The organism is Variovorax sp. PEI5, assembly GCF_056679935.1.
The window spans coordinates 535,806-550,880 of sequence record NZ_JBWXPH010000002.1 but is presented as its reverse complement, the minus strand read 5'-3'; the positions used below and the strand labels follow the sequence as shown (position 1 = coordinate 550,880).

The 15,075-nt window shown below is 70.1% G+C and carries 15 protein-coding genes; 7 read left to right on the top strand and 8 right to left on the bottom strand.

The features are described 5' to 3' along the window. The first annotated feature begins 53 nt into the window (after positions 1–53). Together AC1MLT_RS18975 and AC1MLT_RS18970 are read left to right on the top strand one after the other, a co-directional pair. Positions 54–1,049 (top strand): Bug family tripartite tricarboxylate transporter substrate binding protein, encoded by a 996-nt coding sequence (locus tag AC1MLT_RS18975; RefSeq protein WP_481035700.1) that lies wholly within the window; start codon positions 54–56, stop codon positions 1,047–1,049. 5 nt (positions 1,050–1,054) lie between these two features. Next, positions 1,055–2,491, top strand: a complete 1,437-nt coding sequence (locus AC1MLT_RS18970) for an aldehyde dehydrogenase family protein (protein WP_481035698.1) — start codon at positions 1,055–1,057, stop codon at positions 2,489–2,491. 14 nt (positions 2,492–2,505) lie between these two features. Here the strand turns inward: AC1MLT_RS18970 and AC1MLT_RS18965 are convergent, their stop codons facing one another. After that, on the bottom strand, positions 2,506–3,048 hold the full coding sequence (locus AC1MLT_RS18965; RefSeq protein ID WP_481035697.1) for a hypothetical protein: 543 nt from the start codon (positions 3,046–3,048) through the stop codon (positions 2,506–2,508). Between the two features lie 511 nt (positions 3,049–3,559). Between AC1MLT_RS18965 and AC1MLT_RS18960 the strand changes: the two genes are divergently transcribed. From AC1MLT_RS18960 to AC1MLT_RS18945, 4 genes are all read left to right on the top strand, one after another. After that, positions 3,560–3,886 carry a hypothetical protein gene (locus tag AC1MLT_RS18960; RefSeq protein ID WP_481035696.1) on the top strand — a complete coding sequence of 109 codons (327 nt, stop codon included), beginning with the start codon at positions 3,560–3,562 and terminating at the stop codon, positions 3,884–3,886. Between the two features lie 471 nt (positions 3,887–4,357). Beyond that, positions 4,358–5,428, top strand: a complete 1,071-nt coding sequence (locus tag AC1MLT_RS18955) for an acyltransferase family protein (protein WP_481035694.1) — start codon at positions 4,358–4,360, stop codon at positions 5,426–5,428. A gap of 164 nt (positions 5,429–5,592) precedes the next feature. Beyond that, positions 5,593–5,868, top strand: a complete 276-nt coding sequence (locus tag AC1MLT_RS18950) for a hypothetical protein (protein ID WP_481035693.1) — start codon at positions 5,593–5,595, stop codon at positions 5,866–5,868. 79 nt (positions 5,869–5,947) lie between these two features. Next, complete coding sequence (locus AC1MLT_RS18945; RefSeq protein WP_481035692.1) at positions 5,948–7,201, top strand: Gfo/Idh/MocA family protein; 1,254 nt, start codon at positions 5,948–5,950, stop codon at positions 7,199–7,201. Between the two features lie 75 nt (positions 7,202–7,276). Here AC1MLT_RS18945 and AC1MLT_RS18940 read toward each other — a convergent pair whose 3' ends face one another. The 5 genes from AC1MLT_RS18940 to AC1MLT_RS18920 all read right to left on the bottom strand — a co-directional run bounded on the left by AC1MLT_RS18940 (position 7,277) and on the right by AC1MLT_RS18920 (position 12,012). Further along, entirely contained in the window at positions 7,277–7,648 is a 372-nt protein-coding gene (locus tag AC1MLT_RS18940) for a hypothetical protein (RefSeq protein ID WP_481035691.1), read from the bottom strand. A gap of 292 nt (positions 7,649–7,940) precedes the next feature. Next, positions 7,941–8,915: a ferritin-like domain-containing protein gene (locus tag AC1MLT_RS18935; RefSeq protein WP_481035690.1), complete on the bottom strand. Its 975-nt coding sequence runs from the start codon at positions 8,913–8,915 to the stop codon at positions 7,941–7,943. 204 nt (positions 8,916–9,119) lie between these two features. Continuing rightward, a complete protein-coding gene (locus AC1MLT_RS18930; RefSeq protein ID WP_481035689.1) occupies positions 9,120–10,115 on the bottom strand; it encodes a Bug family tripartite tricarboxylate transporter substrate binding protein in 996 nt (331 codons plus the stop codon). Between the two features lie 62 nt (positions 10,116–10,177). Beyond that, positions 10,178–11,017 carry a beta-keto acid cleavage family enzyme gene (locus AC1MLT_RS18925; RefSeq protein WP_481035688.1) on the bottom strand — a complete coding sequence of 280 codons (840 nt, stop codon included), beginning with the start codon at positions 11,015–11,017 and terminating at the stop codon, positions 10,178–10,180. Continuing rightward, a complete protein-coding gene (locus AC1MLT_RS18920; protein ID WP_481035687.1) occupies positions 11,014–12,012 on the bottom strand; it encodes a 3-hydroxyacyl-CoA dehydrogenase family protein in 999 nt (332 codons plus the stop codon). Before AC1MLT_RS18920 ends, AC1MLT_RS18925 begins: the two co-directional genes overlap by 4 nt. A 96-nt stretch (positions 12,013–12,108) precedes the next feature. Here AC1MLT_RS18920 and AC1MLT_RS18915 point away from each other — a divergent pair, with 96 nt between their 5' ends. Then, entirely contained in the window at positions 12,109–13,032 is a 924-nt protein-coding gene (locus AC1MLT_RS18915) for a LysR family transcriptional regulator (RefSeq protein ID WP_481035685.1), read from the top strand. A 24-nt stretch (positions 13,033–13,056) separates the two neighbouring features. Here AC1MLT_RS18915 and AC1MLT_RS18910 read toward each other — a convergent pair whose 3' ends face one another. Next, a complete protein-coding gene (locus AC1MLT_RS18910; RefSeq protein WP_481035683.1) occupies positions 13,057–14,181 on the bottom strand; it encodes a fatty acid desaturase in 1,125 nt (374 codons plus the stop codon). Positions 14,182–14,313: 132 nt separating this feature from the next. Continuing rightward, positions 14,314–15,060, bottom strand: a complete 747-nt coding sequence (gene fnr, locus AC1MLT_RS18905) for a fumarate/nitrate reduction transcriptional regulator Fnr (protein WP_481035682.1) — start codon at positions 15,058–15,060, stop codon at positions 14,314–14,316. Positions 15,061–15,075: the final 15 nt, after the last annotated feature.

Here is a 15,075-nt window from a genome sequence, read left to right as displayed (position 1 = left end):
CCGCTCCGATCCCCTGATCCCTCGATCCCTCGATCCGTCCCCCGAGAACCCGCATGAGCGATACCCGACGCCACTTCCTTCGCACCGCCGCCGGCGGCGCCGCCCTGGCCACCCTGGCCCCCCTCCTCGCCCGGGCCGACGCGGCCTGGCCGGCCCAGAAGCCGATCTCCCTGGTGGTCGGCTACCCGCCCGGTGGCCTGACCGACATGGGCGCGCGCTTCGTCAGCCAGGGCATGGCCACCGCCCTGGGCCAGACCGTGCTGGTCGACAACAAGCCCGGTGCCTCGGGCAACCTGGCCGCCACCGAGGTGATGCGCGCCAACGACCCCTACCGGCTGCTGGTCGCCAACACCAGCTTCACGATCAATCCGCACACCTTCACCTCGCCCGCGCCGCCCGATCCGAACGGCTTCACGCCCATCGGCCTGATCCTGGAGTCGCAGCTGGTGCTGTGCGTCAACCCGGCCGCGCCGGCCAGGAACCTGCGGGAGTTCGTGGCCTGGGTGAAGGCCCAGGACCAGGCCGGCGGCTTCAGCTACGCCACCGGCGGCAGTGGCGGCAACACCCACCTGGCCATGGAGCACTTCCGCGAGCGCGCCGGGTTGCCACCGATGAACCAGGTGCCCTACCGGGGCAGCGCGCCGGCCATCCAGGACGTGGTGGGCAACCAGGTGCCGTGCATCATGGACGCGGCCTCGCTGCTGATCCCGTTCATCAGGGCCGGCAAGCTGCGCCCGATCATCGTCACCGGCGCGAGCCGCCTGCCGGCGCTGCCCGAGGTGCCGACCGCCGCCGAGCTGGGGCTGAAGGACTTCGACGTCACGGTGTTCGTCGGCCTCTATGGGCCGGCCCGGCTCGACGCCGCCATCGTCGCCAGGCTGAACGCCGCCCTCAACGCCACGCTCGCGGCGCCCGCCGTCAGCGGCCAGATCACCCGCAACGGCGACCTGGTGGGCGGCGGCACGCCGGCCCAACTCGCCCGCACCACCGCCGAGAACCATCGGCTGTGGGGCGAGATCGTGCGCAAGAACCACATCAAGGCCACCTGAACACCATGCAAAGACACGACAACCTCATCGGCGGCGAGTGGACCGCGGGCGCGATCTACAGCCCGAACCTCAACCCCTCGAACCTCGCCGACACCATCGCCGAGTACACCCAGGGCGACGCCACGCACGTGGAGGCCGCCGTGGCCGCCGCCACCGCCGCGTTCCCGGCCTGGGCCACCGGCGGCATCCAGGCGCGCTCCGACGCGCTCGACAGGATCGGCACCGAGATCCTGGCGCGCAAGGACGAGCTGGGCGCGTTGCTCGCGCGGGAGGAGGGCAAGACCCGCCCCGAGGGCATCGGCGAGGCGATGCGCGCCGGCCAGATCTTCAAGTTCTTCGCCGGCGAGTGCCTGCGCCTGTCGGGCGAGCTGCTGCCCTCGGTGCGCCCGAACATCGGCGTGGAGATCACGCGCGAGCCCGTGGGCGTCGTCGGGCTGATCACGCCGTGGAACTTCCCCATCGCCATTCCGGCCTGGAAGATCGCCCCGGCATTGGCATTCGGCAACTGCGTGGTGCTCAAGCCCGCCGATCTGGTGCCCGGCAGCGCCTGGGCGCTGGCCGAGATCATCAGCCGCTCGGGCATCCCCGCGGGCGTCTTCAACCTGGTGATGGGTCGCGGCAGCGTCATCGGCAACGCACTGGTCGAGCACCCGGGCATCCACGCCATCAGCTTCACCGGCTCGGTGGGCGTGGGCCGTCAGATCGGCATCCAGTGCGTCACCTCGGGCAAGAAGGTGCAGCTGGAGATGGGCGGCAAGAACCCGCAGGTGGTGCTCGACGACGCCGATCTGGCCCAGGCGGTGGAGCTGAGCGCGCAGAGCGCCTTCTACGCCACCGGCCAGCGCTGCACGGCGTCGAGCCGGCTGATCGTGACCGAAGGCATCTACCCGAGGTTCATCGCGGCGATGACCGAGCGCATGGCGAAGATCAAGGTCGGCGACGCATTGGCCGCGGGCACCGATGTCGGCCCGGTCTCCAGCCAGGGCCAGCTCGAGCAGGACCTGGCGTACGTGGCCATCGGCAAGGGCGAGGGCGCCACGCTGGCGGCCGGTGGCGAGCGCCTGAAGCTCGCGACCGAGGGCTTCTACATGGCCCCGGCGCTGTTCAGCGAGAGCGCCAGGGACATGCGCATCAACCGGGAGGAGATCTTCGGCCCGGTGGCCAGCGTGATCCGGGTCAAGGACTACGAGGAGGCGCTGGCGACGGCCAACGACACGGAGTTCGGCCTGTCCGCGGGCATCGCCACCACCAGCCTGAAGCACGCGACGCACTTCAAGCGCCACAGCCAGGCGGGCATGGTGATGGTCAACCTGCCCACGGCCGGGGTCGACTACCACGTGCCCTTCGGCGGGCGCAAGGGCTCGAGCTATGGCCCGCGCGAGCAGGGCCGCTATGCGCAGGAGTTCTTCACGACCGTGAAGACTGCGTATACGCTCGCCTGACGGCGGGGACGACCCTAGGCGTCGCCGACCGGCGCCGCGACCGGCGACGCGCCGGCGGCTTGCGTCGCCGATGCCGATGCCAACGCCGATGCCACGCGCCGCCGGTGGCGATCGAGTTCCTTGCCGACCAGCACCGCCACGCAGCGCAGGGCGTCGGCCGGCCGGCTGCCCACGGGCGTGCGGCGGTCGTCGCTCACGCAGCACAGCCGGCCGTAGACCTGGCCGTCGCGCAGCACGATCGGGGTGTCCAGGCGCGCGGTGCCGGCCGGCACCGAGGCACCGGACGGGCGCGTGGGATCGGCCTCGAAGGTGATCTCCAGCGTCAGGACGGTGCGGGCGATCTGCAGCAGTTCGCTCACCACGGCGTGCTCGGCCTGTCGGGCGCCGGTGGCATCGGTGCGCGCGGTGGCTGCCCGGGGGGTGGCATCGATGGTCATGGAGCGTGGGGGAGCGGCGGAGGTGGGGGCTGTCGCGATGCCCGCCGACCCGGCCTGGCGGGCGATGCCATCGCTCTCCTGGTGCAGCCAGCTGGCATTGAATTGGAGGGAGGGCGCCATGATCAGCTCCCGTGGGCGGCATGCGCCGCTGCGATGGCGATGGCGTGGCATCCGTGACGCGACGCGAGGCACCACGCCACCGGAGAAGTTGAAAGGATCATGACGTTCCACTGGGAAAAGCAAAATTTTCTTTGGGGTGTCCTGCGCGACCAAGGCAGCATTTCACGCTTTGGTACTCAGCTGGAAAACTCTAAGGTGAAACGTGACGGAGTCCTTCAGCGACTGGTCCGAAAAGCGCAACTCAAGGCCTGCTTGTCCTGGAACAGACCGGGACGGACGGGATATGCGGACGATGCAGGACATGACCGCGTCTTCGCCTCGCGGCCCGGATCGCGGCCATATCTATGGCAAATTGACACAACCTTCAGGTCGGCGCGCGCGACGCGCCGGCTTGGCGGTCAGCCGGACTGCACGCAGAAGAACTCCAGGAAGAAGTGCAACGGGCCCCACCGGCGGCGCGGATCGTGCCGCCTTCGACCCACCCATTCATCCAGACCCAGGAGCTCCTTCCATGACCCCATCCTCCACCCCCACTTCCACCCGCACCGCACGCATGCTGTCCGCCGAGCGCGAACGCCATCGGGCCGCGTTCGCGGCGCAGGGCGACGCGTCGTCGCAGAAGCGCTTCGCGCTGCCCGATCCCGCCAGTCCGGACTACGAGTCCTCGATGCACGCGCTCGAAGGCGAGCTCGATCGCGCCATCGCCGCGCTGGACCAGCAGGACAAGGCCGAGGATCGCGCCGATGCCAACCGGCAACTCGCCGAAGCCGAGGACGATCCGGCACCGCTGTCGAACTACAAGCGCGCCGAGGCCATCAAGCAGAACACGCCGAGCTGATCGATCCGCGCCGGTCCGGGACATCGCATACCGGACCGCGCGCATCGCCCGCGTGGTGGCGTCAGCGCCACCGCCACCGCGCCGGCCTCCCGTCTCCTTCCTCGCCAGCCGCGGCCGCCATCCGCATCCAGTCGCAGCCACTGGTTCGACGGCCTTCCCCGGCACGCCCTCGGTTCCAGGCGATGGCAGTCGCACCACGCGCTTCATGCCTCGCGCGGGTGTTCGAAAGCGATCCTTTTGAGACGCTTCCGAGCCATGCGGCATATGGATCAACTTAATAATTTAGTTGTGATCACCGCGCGGGATCCACTCGAATTCTGACGGTGGTCCCTGGGTCGGCGATCGCTCCATCCAGGCGGGCCATGGCTTCCATCCACCGAGTCGAGGCATCGCGGCGACCTCGCCCGTCGACCCGTTCCACCGTTGAAGGGACTGGCACATCCGGCATCACCACCCCGAATGGAACTGCACATGCGCGCTCAACCATCGTCCCGGCTGCCGACACTGGACGCGATGCGGGGCACGGCCTCCCTCGCGGTGGTCCTCTACCATCTCGGCTTCGCCGGGACCTTCGCCGCCCATGGCTACCTGGCCGTCGATTTCTTCTTCCTGCTGAGCGGCGTGGTGATCACGCGCGCCTACCAGGGCAAGCTGGAGCGCGGCATGACGCCGCTCGATTTCATGATCGAGCGCGTCATCCGGTTCTATCCGCTCTACATCCTGGCACTGGTGATCGGTTTCGGGCGCAAGGCCATGCAGATCTCGATCGAGCATCCCGGCGCGATGCGGTGGCAGGACCTGCTGATCAGCGCCTCCTTCAACGGCCTGCTGCTGCCCTCGCCCCTGACCCATGAGCTCACGCCGCTCAATGTCGTGACCTGGTCGCTGCTGCTGGAGCTGCTGGTCAACGTGGTGTGGGCGCAGGTCCTGGTCAGGATGTCGTTGCGCTCGCTGCGGATCTGCGCGGGCGTGCTGGCGCTCATGCTGGGCACGATGATCGTGACCAAGGGCTCCAGCGGTGGTGGCTCGGAGTGGCGGGACATCCCCATGGGCGCGCTGCGCGGCTGCTTCGGTTTCGTCATGGGCATGGTGCTGGCGCGATCGATCGCGCCGCGCGCCACGCGCGTGTCGGCGCTGGCCATGCTGGCGGTCGTGGCACTCGCCGCCTCGTTCGTGGTCGATGTCCCGGACCGTTGGCGCGCCGTCCACGACCTGCTGGCGATCTTCATGTGCTTTCCCCTCGTCATGTACCTGGCCCTGACGTTCTCGCCACCGCGATCCTTCCAGGGCCTGGCGCGTGTCCTCGGTGAAGTCTCGTTCCCGGTCTACACGATGCACTTCGGCGTGCTCTACGGGTTCCTGTTCGTCGCGCGCTGGCTGGGCTTCGATGTCGGGGTCGGTCCCGGCGTCTGGATCGTGGCGTATCTCGCCCTGGTGCTGGCACTGGCCCTCGTCCTGGCGCGGACCTACGAGCCGGCGGCCCGCCGCCTGTTGCGCGCGCTGGTCTCCAAGCGCCGCGCCGCGCTGTTGCGGACGCCCTGACACCGGGCCGGCCCGCCGGTGTCCCGCCGCGCCGGCATGGGACGATCGACGCGGCCGTCTCGGCCCGACTTCCTACACGCCATCCGACCCCGGGCACCGTAGCGTGAACGTTTTCACAGCACGGCCCCACGGCCCAGGTGATCGACATGAGCAATACCCAATCAATGACGACCAGCAGCGAAGGCACCCGCCCGACCACCAGCGGCGGCACCGACAACATCGGCGCCGGCGAGAAACTCAGCACCGAGCGCACCGCGGCGGGTGGCGAGGTGGGCGGCCCGGCACCCAAGGAACGCATGAGCGACAAGCGCGCCACGGTGGAATCCACCAAGAAGGACGACTCCGCGGCATTCGAGCTGCACGAGGACCTGAGCACCGATCCCAACACGCAGCCGCGTGGGCAGGACGATCACACGCCGGTCAATTCGCCCAAGGGCTGAACCCGGGCCGCCAGCCGTCCCCGTCTCTCCGCGCCGTCCCTGGCGGACGCGGCCGTTCCTCGATCCGACCCATCGATCCATGTCCCCGTCCCTCCGACCCGCTCTCCACCGGCGCGCCATGCTCAAGCTGGGCGCCTCCACCACCACCGGTTTGGTGCTCTCGGCCGGCGCCGCGGCGGCGCAGGGCCTGCCGGGGCCGACGCCGGTCGATACCGGTGGCGTCCAGGACGGCAAGGTCGTCTTCCCGCCATGGCGCGGCGAGGCCGACAGCCCGGGCGCGCCGCCGCCGGCACCGCTGCCTCCTTCGCAACGCATCGGCTTCGCGATCGTCGGCCTCGGCCGGTTGTCGCTGGAGGAGTTGCTGCCGGCATTCGCCGAGAGTGGCCAGGCCCGGGTGACGGCCCTGGTCTCCGGTTCGCCGGAGAAGATGGCGACGGTGGCGCGTCAGTACGGCATCGCGCCCGAGTCCTGCTACAGCTATGCCGACTTCGACAAGCTGCGCGACAACTCACAGGTCCAGGCGGTGTATGTCGTGCTGCCCAACGCCATGCATCGTGAATACGTGGAGCGCGCGGCGGCGGCTGGCAAGCACGTGTTGTGCGAGAAGCCATTGGCCACCAGCGCCGCCGATGCGCGTGCCATGGTCGCGGCCTGCGCCAAGGCCGGTGTCCGCCTGATGGTGGCCTATCGCATCCAGTACCAGCCGCATCACCTGCGGGTGCGCCAGTTCGTGAAGGACGGCACCTTCGGACGCATCGTCGGTTTCACCGCCGGCAATGTCCAGACGGTGGCGGCCGACGCCACGCGGCAGTGGCGCCACAAGCGGGCCCAGGCCGGCGGCGGGGCGTTGCCCGACATCGGTCTCTACTGCCTGAACACGGCGCGCTTCGTGACGGGCCAGGAGCCGATCGAGGTGTTCGCGCATGTCTACAGCCCGCCCGGCGACCCGCGCTACGCCGATGTCGAGGAGACGGTGAATTTCATGCTGCGATTCCCGTCGGGCCTGGTGGCGCAATGCATGTCCAGCTATGGCGCGCGCGAGGACAAGTGGCAGCGCCTGCAGATGGAGACGGCCACCCTGGAGATGCCCAATGCCTACGACTACCAGGGCCAGCGCCTGATCATCGGCCAGCGCCAGGGCGATCACAAGGCGAACAACGAGGTCGTCCTGCCGCGCAAGAACCAGTTCACCGCCGAGATCGACCACTTCGCGCAGTGCCTGCGCAGCGGCCAGGCGCCCCGCACCCCGGGCGAGGAGGGCGTGCGCGATCACGTCATCATGGAGGCGATCTATCGCTCGGCCGCGACCGGGCAGCCCGTGAAGCTGGGATGACGCACGTCACGTGACCAGCCATGGCCGGCCGCACGAGGCGGCAGGCGCCTGGCGCCTGGCGCCTGGCGACGATGCTCAGGCCGGCCAGCCGGCTGCCAGTTCGAGGAATCGGTGCCTGAAGTTCTCGGCCTGCCGCTGTCCCGGCAGGTGCCGGTCCCGGAAGTGCCGCGCGGTCCTTCGCGACCACTGGAGCGTGGCGCGCTCGAAGGCGGCTTCGGGACCATCGCGTCGCAACCCGGCCAGGATGTCCAGTGCCACGCTGACCTGCTCGACGGCGCCGGGGATGTCGCCATCGGCCAGCACGATCGGGCAGCCGAGGCCGTCCTCCGGCTGCCGCGCGGCGGCCAGGCTGGGGTATTTGGTCATGATGAGCACGGCGATGACAGCGGGATGACCGGGGTGGTGGCAGCCGCCGAAACCGCACACCTGCTGTTCCAGGGAAGGCATGTCGAATCTCTCTGAGGGAATGATGCGATGGCCCCGGGACGGGTCCATCCGGCAATGCATCCTGCCCGTACCGCTCATGCAGATATAGGAACTATTTGTTTACTTTTCGAAGTAAGCGTTGCCATGGACACGCAGCTCGCCGATTCGTGAAATCCTGCCTGCCCAGCCCTGCCGCGCCATCCCGTGCGGGTCGTGCGCGGGCGGCGGTCGCCGGGAGGATGGCCGTGGCCGGGATCCTCCCGACGCCGCCGGTCGTGCGCTCCACCCAGGCGACCCAGGCGACCCAGGCGACTCAGGCGAAGGCGCTGCTCATCACCAGCGAGCCATTCAGGCCGGTGGGGAAGAAGCCACCGCGCGAGACACCGCCGGCATTGAGGTAGACGATGTTCAGCACGTCACCCGGCGTGCGGCTGTAGGCGATGCCATCCTTGTCCAGCGGCACGATGTTCGATGCGCCATCGGTGCCGGTGATGCCCTGGTCGACATCGGTGCTGCCGTCGAGGGTGTCGCGGGCATTGGAGATCGCATCGGCCGAGGTGCGCAGCGCGGGGGTCGACAGGCCCTTCGAGTACAGCACCGTGCGCACCAGACCGGCGTGATAGGCCTCGGCCGCCAGGATGCCGGCGGCGGCCTCGAGGTAGGTCTTGTTGGTGATCAGCGGAGCGGCGCCCTTGTAGGCGGTCACGCCCACGTCCTCGAACACGAAGGCGCCGAGCAGGAAGTTCTCGTCGCTGGCATAGGGGTCGAAGGCCACGCCGGGGCCGACCAGGCCGGCCGCGCGTGCCGCCACCGAGAAGGCGCCATTCGGATCGGTGCCGCCGATGTCGATCTGCGGCTGGGCCACGGCCGCGCTGCCGAGGGCGGCGCGCAGGAAGGCGACGTGCGCGATCTCGTCCTGGGCGATCTCCTTGGCGTATTGCGCCACCACCGGGTCGCGGAAGGCGACGGCGCGGCCGCCGATCACGTTGCCCTGCGCGCCGGTGCCGGTGAGCAGGTTCGCCGGCAGGCCGGTACCGAAGACGGCGTACTGGTAGAACTGGGACTCGAGGTATTCGAGGTTGAGCGCGAAGTTCAGGATCTCCACGTCGGTCGGGCCGGTGGTGGGCTGGGCGATGGCGTCGTCGCCGCCGCCTCCGCAGGCCGACAGGATCATGCCGCCCACCACGCCGGCGCCGACGGCACTGGTCTTGCGGAAGAACTGGCGCCGGTCCTCGAGCTTCTTGGCCCGGGTTTGCAGAACATCGATCAGCTTGGATTCGGTAGACATCGGAGGCTCCATGAGTGTCGCGGCTGGCGCGAACATTGACGATCTCGTCGAACTCGAAGCGAGCCGGGCACCCGTCCGGGTCTCCGTCTCGCTCCACCATCGCCCACCCGACATCGGGCGGTGCGTGGTGTCTCTACGGAGCCATCCGCCCGATGGATGCAGGGAAATGTGCTGCCAGATGTAACAGCGCCAATGCCTTCTTCCTCAATCGACCGTCACGCCCGCGTCCTTGACCAGCTTGCCCAGGCGCTCGGCATCGCGCCGGATCAGCTCGCCGAAGCTGGCGGCCGTGCCCGCCACCACCGGCGTGCCGATGGCTTCCCAGCGCTTCTGGAACTCCGGGTTGCGGAAGATCGCATTGATGCTCGCGTTGAGCCGCTCGACCACCGGCGCCGGCGTGCCGGCGCGCACGGCGATACCGTGCCAGGCGGTGATCTCGTAGCCATTGACGCCGGCCTCCGCCATCGTGGGCACCTGGGGCAGGGCGGGACTGCGTTGCGGCGACGTCACGGCCAGCGGCACCAGCTTGTTGCTCTGCAGGTAGGGCAGCGAGCTGCCGAGGATGTCGAACATCACGTTGACCTGGCCACCCAGCAGATCGTTGAGCGCCGGGCCGGCGCCGCGATACGGGATGTGCTTGATCTGCGTGCGCGCCATGGTGTTGAAGAGCTCGCCCGCCAGGTGCTGCGGCGTGCCGTTGCCGGCCGAGGCATAGCTCAGCACGGTCTTGCCGGCCCGGGCCAGGGCCAGGAAGTCCTTGACCGATGCGACGCTGAGCGACGGATGGACCTCGAGCACCAGTGGGAAGGCCGACAGCTGCACCACCGGCGTCAGGTCGCGGGCCGGATCGAAGGGCATGCTCCGGTAGAGCGACGGATTCACCGCCATCGGGCCGCTGGCGGCCAGCAGCAGCGTGTGGCCGTCGGCCGGCGCCTGGCGCGCCATCTCGGCGCTGCCCAGGTTGCCGCCGGCGCCGCCCTTGTTGTCGATGATGACCGACACGCCGAGCTGCTTCTGCAGCTCCGGCGCCAGCATGCGCGCCATCAGGTCGGTCGGACCGCCGGGCGGATACGGCACGACGAAGCGGATGGTCTTCGAGGGATAGGCGGCGGCCTGCGCGAACACCGGGCCGGTCGTGGCCCACAGGGCGAGCGGCACGGTGCCGGCGGCGAGCCAGCGATGGAGTTGTCTTCTTCTCATGGTCTTGTCTCCGGTGGGTGGCGGGTGGCGAATGGTCCGGGAGGCCGTCGGATGGCCGTGTCTCAGCGGCCGTCGAAGCGGCTGCGGATCTGGTGGGCCGTGGCCAGCGGACGTCCGAGCGCGGCGGCGGCATCGGCCGCCTGCCGCACCAGCGCCCGGTTGTCGGGCGCGACGCTGCCGTCCTTCTGCAGCAGGTTGTTCTCGAAGCCCACGCGGGCATGGCCGCCGAGCGCCGCCGCCGCCGTGATGCAGGCGTTCTCGGTCGCGCCGAAGGCGCACACGGCCCAGGGCTGGGCGTCGTCGTGGACGGCCAGGAAGGGCAGCAGGTCGCGCGGGTCGGAAGTCTGTCCGGCGGTGTAGCGGCCCAGCACGAACAGCAGGAACCACGGCGCCTCGGGGATCACCTCCGAGGCGCGCAGCGCCTGCCAGCGGCGCACGTCGGCGACGTCGTAGAGGATGACCTGGGTCATCACGCGCTCGCGCGCCAGCCAGCCGAAGAACTCGCGCAGGCCGGCCTCGCCGATGGCGGGCTTGTCGATCTCGCGCAGGCCGATCGAGACGGCCTCGGGCCGGAGCGCGCGCACCATCGCGATCTGCTCGGGCGCCTGGTAGCGGCCGGCCGCCTCGCTGGTGACCTGCAGCACCATCTCGTCGCCCACGGCCCGGCGCACGACATCGAGCGCCCGCCGGTAGCCCTCGGCATCCAGGCTGTGGCGCCCGCCGGGCTCGCGGATGTGCATGTGGAGCATGGCGGCGCCGGCGTCCAGGCAGGACTTGGCGGTGTCCGCCAGCGCCTCGGCGGTGATCGGCACGGCCGGATGATCGGCGGGCTGCTTGTAGGCGCCATTGGGCGCGACGGTGAGGATCAGGGCGTCGTCGAGCGCCGGCCGGAGGGTGGTCATGGTCGTGGATCGGGGAGGGAGGAAGCGGAGGGGGCGGAGGGGTCGTCGCGCTCGACCGGGGGCAGTTCGGCGGCGAGCAGCGCCAGGCCCTGGCGCAACAAGGTGTCGTAGCGGATGCGTTCGGCGCGGCGCCGGTCCTCCGGCCAGTCGAAGAAGCCGCGACCGGTCTTCATGCCGAGGTCGCCGCGCGCGACGCGCTCGCGCAGGGCCAGCGCCGGCTCCGGCGTGTTGGACAGGGTCGGATACATGGTGGCCGCGGCGGCGCAGTGGACCTCGATGCCGGCGTGGTCGCGCTGCAGCACCGGGCCGGCGGCCAGGAAGCGGAAGCCGAAGCCGAAGCGCACGGCGGCATCCACGTCCTCCGGCGAGGCCACGCCCTCGTCGATCAGCGCGAAGGCCTCGCGCGAGAGGGCATGCTGCAGCCGGTTGGCCAGGAAGCCCGGCTTGTCCTTGCGGACCAGCACCGGCACGCTGCCGCAGCGGCGCATGAAGTCCGACAGCCAGGCCGCGCGGTCCGGATCGCTGTGCGGGCCGCACACCACCTCCACCAGGGGCACCAGGTGGGCCGGCATGAAGAAGTGCAGGCCCAGCATGCGACCGGGCGATGCCAGGCCGATGCCGATGGCGCTGATCGGGAAGCTGGAGCTGTTGCTGGCCAGCACCGCGTCCGCCGGCGCCAGGTCGACCAGCCGCGCGAACAGGGCCTGCTTGGGAGCCAGCTGCTCGGTGATGCACTCGACCACCAGCGCGACCCCCGACCAGTCGACCTCCTCCAGCCGCGTCACGCAGTCGATGCGCTCGGCACGGCCGGCGAGGCCGGCGGTGGCCAGTTCGGTGCTCGCATGCGGCAGCAGCCGGCCGCGCTGGTGGTGATCGGGTTCGACCACCGTCACCCGGGCGCCGCCACGAGCCAGCACGATGGCGACGTCGGCGCCCATGGTGCCGCCGCCGACGACGACGGTGCGCGCGCCGCGCGCCTGCACGGAAGGGTTCATGGTCTGTGTCTCCGGTTCGTTGGTGTGCGTTTGCCGCGCAGTCTAGGCAGGCGCGATTGCAAGGTCCAGACGATTTTTTGAATAGACTGATCACCCATGAAGATCAATTGGAGCGCGCAGGAACTCGATGTCTTCCTGACGCTGGTCGAGACCCTGAGCTTCCGGCGCGCGGCGCTGCGGATGCATCTGTCGCAGTCGGCGGTCTCGGGCACGGTGGCGCGCCTGGAGGCGATGCTCGCGACGCGCCTGTTCGACCGCACGACGCGGGCGGTCCAGCTCACCGCCGCCGGCCAGGTGTTCGCCGAGCAGGCGCGCTTCGTGCGCCACCAGATGGACGAGGCGGTGCGCCGCGTGCGCGCCGTGACCGAGCTGCAGACCGGTCGCGTGGCGCTGGCCGCGTTGCCGTCGCTGGCGGCAACGGTGGTGCCGCGCGCCTTCGCGAGCTTCGCGCTCGACCATCCGGGCGTGCAGCTCGAGCTGGTCGACAGCCTGTCCGCCGCCGCCTTCGAGATGGTGCGGGCGGGCCGCGTCGACTTCGCCCTGACGGCGGCCAACCCGGCGCATGCCGATCTCGACTACCTGCCGCTGTCGGGCGATGCCTTCGTGCTGCTGCTGGGCGCCGACCACGCCCTGGCGCGGGGCCGGACGGCGCTGGCCTGGGCCGACATCGCGGCATTGCCGCACATCTCCATGCCATCGGGCACCAGCGTGCGCCAGTACGCCGACGAGGCGCTGCTCACGCACAAGCTGCGCTTCGCGCCCCGCTACGAGGTCGAGCATCTGGCGACCATCGCCGCCATGGTGGCGGCCGGACTCGGCGTCAGCGCACTGCCCGAACTCGCGGCGCAGGTGGCGCACCGCCCCGGCGTGGTCTGGCGCAAGCTGCGCGCGCCGGTGCTGCGGCGGCCGATCGGGCTGGTCAGCCCGCGCCATCGCGGCCTGTCGCCGGCGGCCGAGCGGATGGTCGAGCTGCTCAGAGGCGAGATGGAGCGCGCGCCGCCGGTCGCGGCGGCGGCCTGAGCCGGCGCGTTCGCGGGATCGCGGTCAGGCGCTGCCCGCGTGGCGCGGGGGCGTCGCGGTCGGGCGGTGGTGGAAGTCGGTCCATGCGGCGCGCTCGAAGTCGTAGAGCTTGCAGGTCCGCGCCGTCGCGAAATACCAGCGCCAGGAGAAGTGCTGGATCACGATGCGCCCGGGCAGCAGTTCCTCCATCCGGGCCTGCGCCGCCCGCAGGCGATAGAGCGGGATGCTCATGTCCACGTGGTGCGCCGTGTGCTCCATGATGTGGTGCACCAGGGCGCCGATCCGCCAGGGGAACACCAGGTGCACCGTGGTCGAGACGAAGGGCTGGGCACGCTGCCAGGCCGCGCGGTCGTCGTGCCACGAGATGCGCGGATGCGTGTGATGCACGTAGACCACGAAGCCGATCATCGTGAACCACACCAGCAGGGGCAGCACGAAGGCGGCGAACACCGTGAAGGCGGCGTGTCCGGGCGCCCGCCCCGTCGCGACGGCGGCGCCGACGACGCCCGCCAGCCAGAGCAGCGCGAAGGTCGTCACCAGCCGGCAGTCGCGCGCATACACGGGGCGCTCGGTCTGGGCCGTCCGGTCGCGCGCCATCATCCGGTGCCACCAGATCTCCAGCAGGTAGTAGAGCCCCGGCGCCCAGCCGCTGCGATAGAGGCGTTGCAGCCAGCGCCGGCCGGGACCGAGGGCCTGATATTCGGCGCGCGTCAGCGGCGCCCAGACGAAATCGACGCCCTTCAGATTGGTGAAGCCGTGGTGGACCACGTTGTGCCCCATGTCCCAGAGGCTGTACGGGGTCAGCGAGGGCAGGAAGGCGATGCGCCCGAGCCAGCGGTTGAGCGATCGCCGGGGTGTCAGGCTCTGGTGGCAGGCGTCGTGTCCGATGATGAACAGGCGCCCGATGACCAGGCCCGCGAGGATGCCGCATGCCGTCTGGAGCACCAGGGAATCGAACAGCGCCGCGCCCGCGACGAGCGCCGCCTCCAGCAGCAGGTCCAGGCCCAGCAGCCACAGGGCGCGCGGGGTGCTGCGCCGCGCGAACGGCCGCAGCCATTCGCGCAGGATCTTGCGATGCGGCAGTGTGGCGTCGGTCGGCAGGGCCTGGGGCTGGGGTGGCGGGAGGTCATCGACCGTCGGACGGAGCATGGGAAAGGCAGCGGGCTGTGAAGGAGGCCTGCAGCGTAGGCGCAGTCGCCCATGGCGACGTTGACGCAGATCAGCGAATGGTGGAAACGCATCGCCCGTCCACCGGCGACCCGGCCGGTGCGGGCGCGCGCGTCAGCAGAGCGTGTCGACCAGCCGCCGCAGTCCCGCCGGATCGACCACGCGCACCTGCCGGTGCCGTACCGCCAGCAATCCCTGGTCCTGCAGCTTCGAGAAGGCGCGGCTGACCGTCTCCAGCTTGAGCCCGAGATAGCTGCCGATCTCCTCGCGCGTCATGCGCAGCACCAGCTCGGTCGAGGAGAAGCCGCGCGAGGCGAGCCGCTGCGTCAGGTTGAGGAGGAAAGCGGCCAGCCGCTCCTCGGCGCGCATGCTGCCCAGCAGCAGGATCAGTCCGTGGTCGCGCACGATCTCGCGGCTCATGATGCGGTGGAACTGGCGCTGCAGTGGCAGGAAATCGCGTGACAGCGCCTCCAGTTGCTCGAAGGGGATGACGCAGACCTGCGAATCCTCGAGCGCCACCGTGTCGCAGCTGTAGCGATCGGTGCCGATGCCATCGAAGCCGAGCAGCTCGCCGGCCATCAGGAAGCCGGTGACCTGCTCGCGGCCGTCGGCCGTCGTCACCAGGGTCTTGAAGAAACCGGAGCGCACCGCATAGAGCGAGCGGAAGGGGTCGCGGGCGCGATAGAGCGTCTCGCCACGCGGCACGGCCAGCCGCTGGTCCACCAGCGAGTCGAGCCGTTCCAGCTCGTTGTCCTGGAGGGCGACGGGCAGGCACAGCTCGCGCAGGTTGCAGCTCGAACAGGCGGTCTTCATGGCCTGCACCGAAGGCACGGGACGAGGGGTGAGGAGCGGGGTGTCCATGGGCATCGATCAGTA